We start from the raw sequence: 14898 nt of genomic DNA, 5'->3' as shown, positions 1-14898 counted from the left end.
ATTGGAGTGATCTGGCTCATTTATACTGATTACTTGGCTAAATCTATTTTGATGCGTCTTATTATGATAAAGCCCCTTTAAGAAGGGGCTAAATTCAAACATGCAATTTTAGTTCAGTTAATCCCCAAAATCGGAATAGTCCTTCGTTGTAAACTTACTATATGTTTTCCAAGGTTCGGCAATATTCACCTGTTGAATATTGGCTTTTAAGATGTCATAACGCAAACCATCCAGACTACGCACTTCAACACGTTTGGCAATGTTATTGCGATTATCCCATTCAATACTCATTTTATTTTTCTTATTCTGAGTCTCATACCATGTCGTGTTTGCATCCTTTTTCTTCACTGTCATTGCTTTTAGACTTTTAGGGTCGATCAATGAATAAACGCATGACCAGCAATTACTTAAGCCTAACATATCAACATCGGCATCCTGTAAATGCACAACTGTTTTATCTTCCATTAACACTAAATTGAGTTTTGGCTGTTTTTTATGATCAATAAAATAATGTTGCGCTGCTTCAGCCAAATCTAAATGTTTATGGCCACCTTTCTCCTGACCATGTTGATGATGTTTAGGCAATACACGCTCAATCCAGATATTCTGTGTATTACGATACATACGCTCCTGAAACACACTGGTACGTGTCACACCATCATTCCCAATGGTTTGCGTCTCACGCATAATACTGGCGCTTAATAAGGGTGCCGCATGCAAACAAGTCATTCCCAAACAGAGTAAGACCGAACTAATCACAAGACGCATGTTATTTCCTACATAAAAAAACCTCAGTCATAGTGACTGAGGTTTCTTGCAATATGATGAAAAACTTCAATAAAAGGTTTATTTAAAGCCAAATGCTTCTTTTAATTTGCTAAATACCCATGCATTTTCTCTCGTCCCTTTAAAGACTTGTGAACCTGCACCTTCAGCAAACAATAAGACATCTCCACCACCATGTGTTTCAGAGCCAGGACTACCAAGTTTTACCCCAACCTCTTGTAAATAATCATCGGCTGCTGCCTCATTGTCCGTAATATCGATGCGTGAGGTTGGACGTGGCCCACCACCATTACCAAACACTAAAGTGGTTGAGGTCTTGCCTTTCGCATCAAAGTTAGGGGCATGTTTCTTGCCATCCTCTAACACGCGGCTACGCGTATCTGATGCTTTTGCCTCTTGATAACTATAACTTAAACCCAAGATACCTGGATTCGTCGCCGTGGTTTTGCCAGTACGTGCGGTATAACCATTAAACGTCATGGTATGGTCATGGTCAGCCGTGACGACGATTAAGGTATTTTTTAACTCAGGATCAGTTTTCTTGATTTTATCCAGTGCGGTCTTGATCGCATTATCAAAGGCAATAGTATCCTGCAAGGCACGTTTGGCGTTGGTTCCATGTAATGCATGGTCAATACGTCCACCTTCAACCATCAAGAAGAAGCCTTTGCCTGCGGTATCTTGTGCCTGCAATAAATCAATCGATTTCGCGGTCATTTCAGCCAAACTTGGTTGATTCGGTGCCGTTCTAGGGCGATCCAAATCATATTCCAGATGTGAAGTTGCCGAATAAAGACCGATATATTTTTTATTCAGTGGAGCAGCATCCATGTCTGCTTTGGTTGCACCGACGGTATAATTTTTCGCTTTTAGCTCATCCAGCAAATTACGCCCGTCAATACGACCCTTTTTATTGTCAGTCGCGTTATATGGGGTAAAGTGGTTACGTCCCCCGCCCATGAGCACATCTACGCCATCGAGCAGTTTAGGGTTATATCCTGCACCACCAGGAATCACTTGACGCGCAATCTCAAATTGCGCATTACGGTTACACACATGAGCAAAAGTTGCAGCTGGGGTTGCATGGGTTAATTCTGTGGTGGTAATCGCCCCTACCTTTTTGCCATTGGCCTTGGCCAATTCAAGAATCGTCTCGGCAGGACTGCCTGCTGCTACACTCGAACCAGGCGTTGGGCAGTTATTCACGGCATTCGACACTTTCGTTCCATCCGGTGCCGTACCTGAGCTTGGCTCAACAGCAACAGTTCCCGGTGTCATGCCAATCACTTCATTACGGGTTTTTTTCCCTGTCATATAGGCTGCCATTGACGGCGCACTATCTGTGGTTTGACCATCTTCAGAATAGGTCTTGATACGTACTGTACGGCGCAAGGTGTCCATGGTTAATTTGCCAGATTCACCATAGCCATAAATACGGCTTGCCGTGACCGTAGTTGGCCCCATACCATCACCTAAAAAGAAAATGATATTTTTAGCTTCACCCGCCGCCTGTACACCTGTACTTGCAGCCAAGAGTGCAACAGTTAAAGCAGATGCTTTCATACCCAACTGACCTAATTTAAATTGTTTTAACATCATCATTCTCCAGTCTGTTGTTATTTATCTAGGCCAATGGCTTTGCGAACTAAATTAAATACTTCGATATTTTCTAGACTGCCGTGGAAGTTGTCTGACCCCACACCAATCGCGCCAAGGAATACATCGGTACCGCCGTGCGTTTCACTATCAGCGAAACCAGTCTGCACCACTGCTTCTTGCTGGAAATCATCTGAAGCTGTACCCGTACACCAACCCTCTTTATCAATATCCGTTCCACGGCTATCGGTATATTTACCTGCTGGGCCTGCTGCTGGATTACAACTATCGTTATCAGCTAAAACACCACGCGCTTCAATACGGTCATTATCTAAACGTTTTTTACCTGTACCAAAGCCAATGATCGGATATGGATTGCCGTTGACATCGGTTGAGAATCCCGCTTTGTTATAGTTCTTCACTAGGCCCAAGACACTGGTCTCAGCACCTTTTACATATTTACCTGTACGTTTCGCATAACCATTCAAGACCATGGTATGGTCATGGTCAGCAGTCACCACGATCAAGGTATTTTTTAGCTCTGGATCGGTCAGTTTAATTTTATCAATCGCTGCCTTAATCGCATTGTCAAAAGCAACCGTATCCTGCAACGCACGTTTCGCATTGGTGTCATGTAGTGCATGGTCAATACGGCCACCCTCAACCATCAAGAAGAAACTTTTGTTTTTTGCCTGTAGGACATCAATCGCCTTGGTAGTCATATCCGCTAAGCTAGGTTCATCAATCTTCTTATTAGTACGATCCAAGTCATAATTCATATGGCTGGCATTAAAGAGACCCAATAATTTTTTAGTTTTGCTTGGATCAATTTTTGCAAGGTCAGTACCACTTGAAACAAAGTTATAACCTTGATCTTGCATTTCTTTTACTAGGTCTCGGCCGTCAGCACGTTTACCGCCTGCAACAGTCGTCGGTTTAAACTGACGTAAACCACCACCTAACACTACATCTACACCATCTTTAAGCTTGCTGTTATAAGCGCCCCATCCGGTCCCTTTACCTGCGGGAACAAGCTGTGCCGCAATATCATTCTCTGCATCACGATGGCAAACATGGGCATAGGTTGTGGCTGGCGTTGCATGGGTAATACGCGTGGTAGTCACGACACCTGTGCCCATCCCCTGCGCTTTGGCAAGTTCAAGTAAGGTTTCAACAGGTTTTTTGCCTTTATTCTCTGCAACATCATCACAGGTACTGGTTCCATCTGCTTTTGGTGCAGATGCGATCGTTCCGGTCTGCATGGAAATGACTTCATTTTTCATTTTCACGCCAGTCATATAAGCCGCCATAGACGGCGCGCTATCAGTCACCTGACCATCTTCCGAAAAAGTGCGTACAAAAGCAGTTTCTGGTAGTGTATCAATGGTCAAATCACCATCTTCCCCAACAGAATAAATTCGTGATGCCGTTAAAGTGGTAATCCCCATACCATCACCCAAAAAGAAAATCACATTTTTAGCTTTTGGTGTTGTAGGTACTTCCGTTTTGTCGTTTTTATCACTGTCGTTACACGCAGTCATGCCAGCTGACAGAACTGCCATTAAACTGACCGCCAAGAGCTTTTTGGAAAAGCTCATCTTTGATAAGAACATAAAATATCCCCAGATCTATTTGTTTGGACGTAACTTGATTGGCTACACCTTAACAATGCTGGGTGACCCTTTTATGTCACCTTGATGACAGTATTATTTCATCTTGTTGTTTTATATTGAAATTATGTTATAACATATCACTTTAAGGCGCTAATTTTAACTGAAGATCAACAATTGCACCTCGTGACGGCCCTTGCTGAGATTTTTCCAGCCAATGCCACTGTGTTGGGCTAAGTCTTAAAAAATTTGAACAGCGCGTTCCATACACTGGACTCTGAATAAAAGTCGAGGACAATAATTCTTCCATTTCTGTATTGATTCCCGTATCGGGTAACAAATCTGGAATCACCTTTCGTTCATCCTCCAAAATATCCCAAGCGGCGGCATCGATTGCGGATTCAGTCATTTGTGTTTGCTGCAACATCGGTAAAAATTCTTGGGTAAAACGCTGACGCAAATGTCGGGTTTTCTCCCAATCTTCAGACATGAGGCCATTGGATACCACATACACGCCATTGGCGAGCAGTTGCGGCGCTTCACCACGGTTACTCATATATACCGCTTGTGTTCGATCCCCCACAAACAAGTTAAAGCCCGCATAGTCCTGCTGCTGTTGCTCCAGCTGCTGGGCAAACCGAATCGGCGCCAAGTCACTTTCTAAAAAGGCTTGAATCAAATACCCGCGAGAAGTGGCATAGGCTTTCTGCTCCCGGCCATTGCGAAAATTGGTCACAATCGCCCAGCGACCAGAGGCCGTGACCCCCATCCAAGTCCCCCCTGATTGCAAATCCTGTCCTGCGACAATGCTGCTATTTTCCCATGCATGCAAGGCAGAACTTGGTCGATGGTAAAACTCATCACGATTTGAAATTAAACATAGAGGCATCTCATCCAGTACCTGCCATGCAAAAGCGACAATACACATAAATCCTTTTCCCCCGCCTTTTGGAACCTTGATCTTTCACATTGAATGTACAACATTTTTCACATCATTCCGCTACAATCTGCTCAAAATATAAAATTGAGGAGCAGCGATGCTGACCTATCCAAATATTGATCCAGTTGCACTGAGCTTAGGACCAGTCAAAGTGCACTGGTACGGACTCATGTATCTGTTGGCTTTTCTCTGTGCATGGGGCTTAGCATCGTATCGCGCTAAACAACGTGATGGCTGGACAGCCGACATGGTGTCAGACCTAGTCTTCTACGGCGCATTGGGCGTTGTGCTTGGCGGGCGTGTTGGTTATGTGTTGTTCTACGAATTTGGTAAATTCTTAGAAAATCCACTGTGGTTATTCCAAGTCTGGACTGGTGGCATGAGCTTCCACGGCGGCTTCCTCGGTGTCATGATTGCGATGTTATTTTGGTGTAAAAAATACCAAAAAACCTGGTTCCAAACCTTGGACTTTATCGCACCCTGTGTACCAACAGGCTTGATGTTTGGCCGCTTTGGTAACTTTATCGGGGGAGAACTGTATGGTCGCCCAGTACAAGATCCAAGCTATCCATTCGGGATGATTTTTCCAACGGACCCATTGGCATTGGTACGCCATCCGTCACAAATCTATCAAGCCCTTTGTGAAGGCTTGATTCTATTTATTGTACTGTGGTGGTTCAGTTCTAAGCCTCGCCCACGCATGGCCGTTTCAGCCTTATTCCTCGTCGGTTATGGGGTCGCACGCTTCTTTATGGAATTCTTCCGCGAACCTGATGCAGACCAAGGCTATATCTTATTTGGCTGGATGACCAAAGGTCAGATTCTCAGTTTCCCAATGATTATTATTGGTCTGTGGATGATCTGGTACGCTTACCGTAAAAATATCTATGACTGGCAGTTAAAGAAATAATAAAAATGGGAGCAATAGCTCCCTTTTTATTATGGCAATCAGTAAATTTATAAACCAAGATGAAGCATATATCGATCTTGTCTCTATCAGGATCAGCACGCCTGCCTGAGCATAATCAAAGCCAATCTTAGGTTAAAAGTTCTGATCTCATTCTCTCTCTTGCACCGTTAACGCTGAATCAGGACATCATCCTTGCCCTAGAAAAAAGTCTCGGTTGGTTTTTATCCATCAAGAAGCAGCATCTCAGGTTTGTTTCGCCAAGCAAAACACCGAATTACAAGATGCGTATAAATAGATATTTAGCGCAGTTGATCTCGTAGATTATGTCTATGCAATCTTAAGCTCGGAAAAGCAACGTACCGGGGAAATACAGCTGTTGAATCCTGCTTTAGCTCCAATTCCCTATCCAACTGATCATCTGCTGTTCTAGAAACTGGTCTCCATCGGACAACGATACCACTTTCGCAACATTAAAACTTTCCAGCCAATGCTTGCACGACATCACCTAAACGCTTGCCTTGTGCCTCACACAAGATCTTCTCATCTTGACTCAAACTTTGGTCATGACGCGGCCCACTGACATGACTGGCCCCATACGGCGTACCACCTGTTTTGGTATTCGACAAAGCAGGTATTGAGTTTGGTAAGCCCATGATCATCATGCCATGATGGAACAAGGGAGGTAACATACTAAGTAACGTACTTTCCTGACCACCATGCATTGAGCCGGATGAAGTAAATACACAGGCAGGTTTGTTATGCAAAGCACCATTCAACCATAAGCTGGTGGTTTGATCCCAAAAATACTTCATCTCACTGGCCATATTGCCAAATCGTGTTGGCGAACCCAAAGCCAAGCCTGAACAATGACTAAGATCTTCTAAAGTGCAATAAATATCGCCATCGGCTGGAATACTCGCTGCGGCCTCTGTGACCACGGTGGCCAAATTCGGCACAGTTCGGATGCGTGCAGTCACACCTGCCGCTTCAATTCCATCGGCAATCAGATGCGCCATTTGCTTGGTTGCACCGTATTTACTGTAATAAAGAACAAGAACGTAAGGTTGCATCACTTTCAAGAATTTTGTTAAAAAGGACACTATACGACATTTTTTACTTTTTGAGCTGTAGTAAATCCTGTGATAACACAGGATTTTTATTAAAAATAACTAGGATAGAACCCATGACCCTAAATCGTTATCTAAAAAAACTGCCTTTTTTAGAAAAAACATGGTTTCAATTTATTGTATTTGTGTTACGCCGTTTTGAGGCAGATCGCTGCCGTGAACAAGCGGGAGGATTGACCTATACCACGCTGTTTGCCGTCGTGCCGATGCTGACCGTTTTTTTAGTGATTATCTCCTCGATTAGAGCTTTGGAGCCTGCCAGACAGCAACTACAACAATTGATTTATAGTAATTTCTTACCGAAAAGTACCATCGCTTTTGACAAGGCTTTAAATGCCTTTACCGAAAAATCCAGTAACCTGACCATTATTGGTGTGCTGTTCCTGTTTGTCACCACCGTGCTGATGCTGACTTCAATTGAGAATGTATTTAACCGGATTTGGCGAGTGAAGGAGACCCGAACGGGTCTGGTCGGTTTTATGCGTTACTGGACCATCATTTCATTAGGACCGATTGTTTTAGGCAGTGCCTTTGTACTGTCCTCCACGGTCGCCTCAATCAATGTACTCAGTAATAATTTTGCGGGTTATCAACTCGATGGCTCTTTTATTCTGTGGCTGATTTCATTTTTATTAACCATTATCGGTTTCTTCATTTTATATTGGACCATTCCCAATCGTATTGTTCCTGTACTTTCAGCCCTGATTGCGGCCTGCTTTAGTGCGACCATCTTCGAAATTTTGAAGCGTTTTTTTGGTTGGGTGATGAGTAATTTTACCAGCTACGAAATCGTCTATGGCGCCTTTGCCGCAGTGCCTATTTTCCTGCTGTGGATTTACTTATCTTGGAACATTATTTTATTGGGTGTCGAAATCAGTTATGCCCTGACCGCTTTTCATTCGGGCAAAGAACAAAAACGTCATCCTATTTTAATGCTGCTGGATATTCTGGAATTGTTTTATAAGAAACAACAAATCGGAAAAAGTGTCAGTGAAAAAGAGCTTTTAGGAATCATTGGTCGTGGTGAGCTAGGCCGTTTACCTTCATATATCCTACAGCTCGAAGCTCAAAATTTAATTATGCGAACAGACAAGGACGAATATGTCCTGGTCCGTAATCTGGCTCAGGTGGATTTCTGGAGTTTCTTCACTGCCCTGCCTTATCCACTGCCTTTACGTCCCGATGTTGAACATATCCATCAAGATGATGAATGGATGGAGCGACTCGGCCCTTCTCTGATTGAAAGCAATGATTATTTAGCTGCCAAACTGTCGATTCCACTTTCCACGCTGTTTGAACAAAAGTAAGTAAAAAGGCCTCTTAAGAGGCCTTTTTTTATTTCTTTAACCAACCTTGCAAACTCACGACGACAATGCCGAGCAAGACCAGAGCTGAGCCGATAATGAAATTCAGCTCAATTTTTTCACCCAACAACCAGACACCAAAAGCCATCCCAAACAGGGGTGTGAGGAAGGAAAAGACGCCCAGCCGTGATGCTAAGTAATTCCTTAATAACCAGAACCATGCCAAGAAACTGGCAAAAGAAACCACCAAAGTATGGAAGGCCAGACTGCCTATCACCAGTGGGCTAAAGTGAATGGGCGCTTGCCCCAGAACAAGCGCCAGGCCAAACAACAATACAAAACTACCCGCCAATTGATAAAACAACGTTTGTGTCACTGCGGCTTGTGCCAGTGAAGATAAACGGACGGTAATGGTGGTGGCTGCCCAGGCAATCCCTCCAGCCAAAGCCAGTAAGTCACCCCACAACATCTGTTGATCCACAATCGATACGCCTGAATTTGCACGTAGAAAAGTCACGGCAATCCCAAAAAATGCAATCCCGATACCTGTCCATTGCAACAGACTGAGACGCTCCGAAGGAAGCCTCCAATGTAAGCCCAAGGCCACAAAAATCGGGGCAGTATACAGCAGTACCACGGCATGCGAAGCCGAGGTCAGCTGTAAGGCCTGTGCCAATAAAAAGAATTCCAAAGAAAATAGAAAAGCAACCACTAAACCCGCTTTTAAATTCTGGCGATTGAAGAGCTGACTGCTTTTATCCAAATATAACAGTGGTAATAACAGCAGTGCAGCCAGCCCTGAACGCAACGCGATCTGCATTAAGGGAGAAATGTCAGGCGCTGCCATTTTTAAAATGACCTGTTGCAGTCCCCAAATCATACACAGTACGATCATCAGACCCGATGCGGTTGCATCTAATGCTTTACGCTCATCCATTGCGCGTTCCTGATTTTATGACTTGAGCATCAATATAAGGCTGTCGGATTTTCATGATATAGTGAAAATACGACAATAGATGCGTGTTTTCAGGCAATTCTCATGATATGAAAAAATCAGCTCAAAGGATTCAAGATTTTCAGGCCATCCCGACCTACAACGAGATTCCTGCCCCATTATGGCTACAAATCCGCAATGCACCTGCGGAGACTTTTTATCCCAAACATGCCCATGCATGGGGTGAATTTATCTATGCCTTCGACGGTGTTTTAGAAGTCAATATTGAGCAAATTCATTATTTAACCCCACCACCTTATGGAATCTGGTTGCCACCGCATTTACAACATAGTGGTATCAATCGCAATGACGTGACCCATTGCACCCTGTACGTGCATGAATCACTCTGTCACAACATGCCGCAACAGGCAGGTATCTTACTGTCTGCGCCCTTGGTCTCTGCGCTGCTTGAACATATTCGTCAGCATCCATTTGCTGAACACGATCCAGAATATTTACGCTTGCTGCACGTTTTGCTCGATTCACTAACTCATGCCGAGTTGGTCGGCAGTTATCTACCGACCACCGAGCATCCTGCACTGGCGAAGATATTGACACATTTACATGAGTTCCCTGCCGATAACAGCACACTGGAACAGCTTGCACAGATGATCAATATGACCGAACGCACTCTTGCCCGTTATAGTCAGAAAGAATTGGGCATGTCTTTACACGAATGGCGACAGCGCCTAAAAGTCATGAAAGCGATGTCGATGTTAAATCAAGGCAAGACCATTGAAAGCATTGCACTAGATTTAGGCTACGCCAGTTCATCTGCTTTTATTTATATGTTTAAACGCTGGATGCATTTCACCCCAGACCAATTTCGTAAGCTGTATCAAGGCAGTTAATTTTGCTATTCATGCCTTAACCAATATCTGATTCAGTGGAAAAATCATGCTTTTAGATATAAAAAATGGCGCTGCTCTTCGGAACAGCACCCTCCTTTTATTTCAACTTAGGCTTTGACAAAGGTATCCCAGTCATATTCGCCTGACTGGGTAATCAATTTCATGGTCAATTGATCATTGGCACGTAGTGCCCCAACACCAGCTGGTGTACCCGTCATGATCACATCACCTGCTTCCAGACTAAAAGATTGATTAATTTCAACCAATAAAGTGCCAATATCGAAGATCATATCTTTGGTGAAGCCATGCTGACGGTCAACCCCATTGATGTTCAGAATCAACTCTAACTCTTGCAGGTCGCCAATCTCATCCGTTTCAATCCAGTCAGCCAAAATACAGGCACCATCAAAGGCTTTGGCACGTTCCCACGGCTCACCCTTAGATTTTAAATCGCCCTGTAAATCACGCAGGGTCAAATCCAGACCCAAAGTCACTGCACCAATCGCTTCTAGGGCTTTGGCTGGATCGGTTTCCTGTGATAATGGATGGGCAATTTGCAAACATATTTCGCATTCATAATGACACTCACCCAAAGCCAGATTCCAGCTGATACCTTGAGCTAAAGAGCCGATACTGCTTGGCGGCTTGATAAATAACAACGCACGATCGGGAATGGCATTGCCCAATTCCTTGGCATGTTCTGCATAATTTCGGCCAACACATACAATTTTTGAAGGGCGTATACTCATGAAAACTCCTTGTTCTTTCAACCGTCAATACATTTACTTTTTAAAACTATTTTCGAATTTTGTTTGATCTGCTGTATCACTAAACGCACGCTTGGGTACGATCACCACAGTATGGCTTTTTAGCTCCAACATGTAAGTCAACTTGCCAATTGCAAATGACTGGACTTCGGCATATTGCGCACTTTGTTTTTTGCCTGCTGCATACAGTTCAAAATAATCTTGATAAAGATCAATTCCCTGTTCGCTTTTTCCAAATTGATAGCGTACAAATTGACGCTTAAACAGCATCGGTAATAACCAATAGCGCATGACCGCTTGCATGATCAGAAAAAAAGCACCCAATGCAACGTAATAGCGCCCAACGCCAGCAAAACCTAAATAGATTCCCCATAGAATAATCGCAATACTGATCACTGGAGTTAAAAAACGGCTAAAGGTTTTTTTGCCAAACGTGACCAAAGCAAAACCATCTTGTGATTCTTCTAAATTCAAATAATAGCGCACCGATACACTTGGACGTTGTTCAGACATTTCTAATTTCTAACATTTGAAAAAACTGACCTATTAGAACATAAATGACTTTATGGGCAATCACCTTTATCGTGATTTAATACAAAATTTAAAGCTGATGTTTTCTCTGTTCTGAGATTCAAGCACTGCATTCTTTATGGCTCAAATCACCGTTACATTCACTGTGAATGATTGAAGCTGCCCGAAGTAAGCTTTACACAACATGCCTATTTTTTACACACAAAAAATTCTATTAATAAGCAGGATTGATGTCTCGAATAAGCGCATCAACTCATTGCATAAAATCACGGATAAAAATCAAAGGAATGTGATGGCGTATTTGAATGGTGTAATTTTACCCTGTCTGTTATTGGGGCTCACACAAAGCTGTTTTGCACAGATCGTGCCTTGGACGGACAATATTCCGAGTGCCCTACAACCATTTCAAAACAATCCACAACTGTTGGCCAGTTATACCCAAAACAATATTTTTATGTATGGTCACCCTGCCACCAGAACAGCCGTGCCCACATTGAAAAGTAATCCTCAGCCCAATGTCAGTTTTAATTCAGCCGCAATCATTGTCCCCGTCAATGCCCAACAAGTGGCCAAAACACTGACCGATTTTAATCAGTATGTCGGTTTGTTTCCAACCCTCAAATCAGCGAAAACATTAGAACAGTCTGGCAACATTGTTCAAATGAAATATCGGGTCTCGATTCCAACCCCGATTCCTGTACTCAATTTTAATGAAGACGTCAAATTACAACATCAGATTAAACCGAACAGTATTGCCAGCTTGGTGATTGATGCACCGATTCCCTATGGCGTCGGTAAATTTGAATGGTTTGCACTAGATGATCACCGTACCTTAATCACATTGACCCAATGGGGCGATTTAAACCAGCCTAAGGGTTTTATCATCAAGAAGATTCTCAATGCCATTCCTGAAGTGAAACTCGGGATTCCGAGTAGCAGCAATGCTTTTATTTTAGAGTCGTTAAGAAGCCGTTTTATTCAGTCCAATGTTACACCGCTGGATGCAGGACAAATTCCAACTCCGCAACTGAATGCAGCACAACTCAGTAAAATTACCCAACTGATTCAAGCAGCTCAACAACCCGTAAGTATTCTACACGCCCCCACCAGTGTGCTCTATACGCATGGGCGAGAGTCCATGCGCTTTACCACCACCTATCAATTTTATCAGCAACCTGTTCAATCCTTACAAAAATGGCTGAGCCCATTAACATATCAGCAACTATTTCCTCGGCAGATTAAAAAGGTCATTGCCACGCCTATTCAAAATCAAGGACAAGATGCCAATATTCAGGTCAATGTGGGACTTGGTGTCATCAATATTCCCTTTGCATTTCGATTGCGCTTTAACTATCCACAGACAATTGAGAATAATTTTTATGCCAATGGTGGAGATCTTCGTTTTGTTAAGGGGCAAATGCAGTTGCACACCTTCAATCAAGGGACATTATTGAAAATGACCAGCGCGATGAAAATTGATGACAAAGCGCCATTCTTGTTAAGAGCCATGCGCAGCCTGCCCTATCACGATATATTGCCTGCTGTCGGTGGCAATGTGGTATTTGTACAAAAAATCAAAGCAAAAACATAAGACGCAAAAAAACCGCATTTAAGCGGTTTTCTTTGTTCAAATTGGTGCGCTCAGAGAGATTCGAACTCCCGACCCCTTAGTTCGTAGCCAAGTGCTCTATCCAGCTGAGCTATGAGCGCATATTTGATGGAGCGCATTATACGTAATTTTCACTCAATGATAAGCCTTTTTTTCACAAACTTGTAATCAACTGGCTACAGATTCAACACTTTTCAATCATTTGAGTGAAATAGACTCAAAGATTACCGACAAATCGACTTTCTTGAGCAAATTGGACAGCTACTTATTTTACCCAGTGTCCGCCGTGGCCATCCAGTAATTTATCTGGATCTATACCATTCAATCGCAAAACCATTCAAATATCATCTCGAACATATACATGATTGGTTAGTTTATTTAAAGAACAGGTCAAAAACATCATTCTCTCTATAACTTTTAATTGATTATTATCTGAAAAAAAATGATAGCTAAAATTTTAAGCCACTGATATTTATTGATTAACCAAACATGATATAGATTGGAAATATTTTTTTGCAAACCAGTAACAAATTTTAAAAATTTCTTTGTGATATCTCCCCAATCATTCGAACTTCAGCATTTGCTTACATTTTAATTCACTGAAAAAACAGACTTAATTATCTGGAACCTTCACTTTCCCCGTCTTGCAAATTCAATACAGATGTAAATTAACCCTCAAAACAACCCTAAAAAAAGCATTAAAGTTCAATATTTTAAATCAATAATTAACAATCAAAATCTAAAAAATTACAGATTGACAAAACAATGATCACATATAACACTAAATGAGATTAATGTGACTTTAATCACAAAAACCATAGCAAATAATTACTCCAAAACAACACTACTTTAAAAATATAGGTATCGTTATGCTTTTCAAAAGTCTTTTATCACCGATCAAAAGTATTACTTCGAGTTTAGTCGATAGTAATAGCTCAACATCACATGCTGGTAGTTCAACTCTTGCCCCTCTTTCCTTATCTACAATTACAAATCTAGTTTCACCCAGCACGGTAACCAATACTGTAAGCAGTATTACAAATAGCGTCGCGAGTAACCCTGTTCATACAATTACAGGAATTCTAGGCGGTGTAACGGGCAGTAGCAGCCCTCTTTCAACAGTAACAAACCTTGTTGGCAGCCTTACTGGTAGTACAAATGGTGGTCCACTTGATACTGTAACTCATATTATTGGAGGCGTTACAGGGGGTACAAATGGCGGCCCTCTCGGTGCAGTGACAGGAATCATTGGTGGTATTACAGGAGGAACAAATGGCGGTGCTCTTGGCACAGTAACAGGAATCATCGGTGGTATCACAGGTGGCGATTTAGCCCATAATCCAGTCACAGGTGTCATCCAAAGTGGAATTGGCGTGCTTAAAGGGCTAGAAAGCTTAAAAACCGATATCATCAATACTGGAATTAACACTGTTGCGGGTACCGTTATTAGCGCAGTTCACCAATCTGAACATCCAATTGGAGATCTTGCTCATCTTGGCACACTCACTTTTAATACCTCGCGTGATACCGTAAATGGTACATTAGATGCAGTGTCTCATCTGGCAGGTGCCGATGTCGGTGGTGCGGTTAACTCTCTCACAGGTGTGGTAGGCACACTGGTGAATAATGGAACCACTGCTACAAACACGATACAACACATCGTTGGTGATATCACCAACATTGGAAGTACAGGCCCACTCGGTACAATTACAGGAATTATTGGTGGAATCACTGGCGGTATTGGTGGTGGTACAGGTGGTCCACTTGGTTCAATTGGTAATATTATCGGTGGTATTACCGGCAGTATCGGTGGCGGTACAGGCGGACCTTTAGGTGCAATTACACACATCATTGGCGGTATTACAGGTGGTGA

General features: G+C 42.7%; 12 protein-coding genes, 1 tRNA gene and 2 pseudogenes. 6 read left to right on the top strand and 9 right to left on the bottom strand.

Annotation, left to right across the window (positions count from 1 at the left end):
• Positions 1–117 precede the first annotated feature (117 nt).
• The 4 genes from F895_RS16490 to F895_RS16505 form a co-directional block, all read right to left on the bottom strand.
• Positions 118–768 carry a hypothetical protein gene (locus F895_RS16490; protein ID WP_005238631.1) on the bottom strand — a complete coding sequence of 217 codons (651 nt, stop codon included), beginning with the start codon at positions 766–768 and terminating at the stop codon, positions 118–120.
• A gap of 78 nt (positions 769–846) precedes the next feature.
• Complete coding sequence (locus F895_RS16495; protein WP_005238630.1) at positions 847–2382, bottom strand: alkaline phosphatase; 1536 nt, start codon at positions 2380–2382, stop codon at positions 847–849.
• Between the two features lie 20 nt (positions 2383–2402).
• Positions 2403–3995, bottom strand: coding sequence for an alkaline phosphatase (locus tag F895_RS16500; RefSeq protein WP_005238629.1), 1593 nt, complete (start codon positions 3993–3995; stop codon positions 2403–2405).
• A 142-nt stretch (positions 3996–4137) separates the two neighbouring features.
• Entirely contained in the window at positions 4138–4920 is a 783-nt protein-coding gene (locus F895_RS16505; protein ID WP_005238628.1) for an NRDE family protein, read from the bottom strand.
• A 109-nt stretch (positions 4921–5029) separates the two neighbouring features.
• Between F895_RS16505 and lgt the strand changes: the two genes are divergently transcribed.
• Entirely contained in the window at positions 5030–5842 is an 813-nt protein-coding gene (gene lgt / locus F895_RS16510) for a prolipoprotein diacylglyceryl transferase (RefSeq protein WP_005238626.1), read from the top strand.
• Between the two features lie 149 nt (positions 5843–5991).
• Positions 5992–6272 (top strand): annotated as a pseudogene (locus F895_RS20205) (hypothetical protein).
• A 40-nt stretch (positions 6273–6312) separates the two neighbouring features.
• On the opposite strand, the gene wrbA reads toward F895_RS20205, so the two are convergent.
• The gene (wrbA, locus tag F895_RS16515; protein WP_005238623.1) at positions 6313–6912 is read right to left on the bottom strand and encodes an NAD(P)H:quinone oxidoreductase; all 600 of its coding nucleotides are present in this window, start codon (positions 6910–6912) and stop codon (positions 6313–6315) included.
• A 113-nt stretch (positions 6913–7025) separates the two neighbouring features.
• Here wrbA and F895_RS16520 point away from each other — a divergent pair, with 113 nt between their 5' ends.
• Complete coding sequence (locus F895_RS16520; protein WP_005238622.1) at positions 7026–8276, top strand: YihY family inner membrane protein; 1251 nt, start codon at positions 7026–7028, stop codon at positions 8274–8276.
• A gap of 28 nt (positions 8277–8304) precedes the next feature.
• On the opposite strand, the gene F895_RS16525 is transcribed toward F895_RS16520, so the two are convergent.
• Positions 8305–9210, bottom strand: coding sequence for a DMT family transporter (locus F895_RS16525; protein ID WP_005238619.1), 906 nt, complete (start codon positions 9208–9210; stop codon positions 8305–8307).
• Between the two features lie 107 nt (positions 9211–9317).
• On the opposite strand from F895_RS16525, the gene F895_RS16530 reads away from it, so the two are divergent.
• Positions 9318–10118, top strand: coding sequence for an AraC family transcriptional regulator (locus F895_RS16530; RefSeq protein WP_005238618.1), 801 nt, complete (start codon positions 9318–9320; stop codon positions 10116–10118).
• 107 nt (positions 10119–10225) lie between these two features.
• Here F895_RS16530 and F895_RS16535 read toward each other — a convergent pair whose 3' ends face one another.
• Positions 10226–10867 (bottom strand): fumarylacetoacetate hydrolase family protein, encoded by a 642-nt coding sequence (locus tag F895_RS16535; protein ID WP_005238616.1) that lies wholly within the window; start codon positions 10865–10867, stop codon positions 10226–10228.
• 33 nt (positions 10868–10900) lie between these two features.
• Complete coding sequence (locus tag F895_RS16540) at positions 10901–11398, bottom strand: YcxB family protein (RefSeq protein WP_005238614.1); 498 nt, start codon at positions 11396–11398, stop codon at positions 10901–10903.
• Between the two features lie 310 nt (positions 11399–11708).
• Here F895_RS16540 and F895_RS16545 point away from each other — a divergent pair, with 310 nt between their 5' ends.
• A complete protein-coding gene (locus tag F895_RS16545; RefSeq protein WP_005238612.1) occupies positions 11709–13007 on the top strand; it encodes an SRPBCC family protein in 1299 nt (432 codons plus the stop codon).
• 42 nt (positions 13008–13049) lie between these two features.
• Here the strand turns inward: F895_RS16545 and F895_RS16550 are convergent.
• Positions 13050–13126: transfer RNA gene (locus F895_RS16550), tRNA-Arg, on the bottom strand.
• Between the two features lie 768 nt (positions 13127–13894).
• Here F895_RS16550 and F895_RS20010 point away from each other — a divergent pair.
• Positions 13895–14898: pseudogene (locus F895_RS20010) on the top strand (hypothetical protein); the annotation flags it as partial.

Source organism: Acinetobacter sp. CIP 64.2, assembly GCF_000369645.1.
In the GTDB taxonomy this organism is placed as follows: domain Bacteria; phylum Pseudomonadota; class Gammaproteobacteria; order Pseudomonadales; family Moraxellaceae; genus Acinetobacter.
This window is presented reverse-complemented; position numbering and strand designations above follow the sequence as displayed.

Coding starts and splice junctions, on each gene's coding strand:
- F895_RS16525 (WP_005238619.1), bottom strand. CDS start 9,210: ATGGATGAGCGTAAAGCATTAGATGCAACCGCATCGGGTCTGATGATC.
- F895_RS16490 (WP_005238631.1), bottom strand. CDS start 768: ATGCGTCTTGTGATTAGTTCGGTCTTACTCTGTTTGGGAATGACTTGT.
- F895_RS16530 (WP_005238618.1), top strand. CDS start 9,318: ATGAAAAAATCAGCTCAAAGGATTCAAGATTTTCAGGCCATCCCGACC.
- F895_RS16540 (WP_005238614.1), bottom strand. CDS start 11,398: ATGTCTGAACAACGTCCAAGTGTATCGGTGCGCTATTATTTGAATTTA.
- F895_RS16545 (WP_005238612.1), top strand. CDS start 11,709: ATGGCGTATTTGAATGGTGTAATTTTACCCTGTCTGTTATTGGGGCTC.
- F895_RS16505 (WP_005238628.1), bottom strand. CDS start 4,920: ATGTGTATTGTCGCTTTTGCATGGCAGGTACTGGATGAGATGCCTCTA.
- F895_RS16500 (WP_005238629.1), bottom strand. CDS start 3,995: ATGTTCTTATCAAAGATGAGCTTTTCCAAAAAGCTCTTGGCGGTCAGT.
- lgt (WP_005238626.1), top strand. CDS start 5,030: ATGCTGACCTATCCAAATATTGATCCAGTTGCACTGAGCTTAGGACCA.
- F895_RS16495 (WP_005238630.1), bottom strand. CDS start 2,382: ATGTTAAAACAATTTAAATTAGGTCAGTTGGGTATGAAAGCATCTGCT.
- F895_RS16535 (WP_005238616.1), bottom strand. CDS start 10,867: ATGAGTATACGCCCTTCAAAAATTGTATGTGTTGGCCGAAATTATGCA.
- wrbA (WP_005238623.1), bottom strand. CDS start 6,912: ATGCAACCTTACGTTCTTGTTCTTTATTACAGTAAATACGGTGCAACC.
- F895_RS16520 (WP_005238622.1), top strand. CDS start 7,026: ATGACCCTAAATCGTTATCTAAAAAAACTGCCTTTTTTAGAAAAAACA.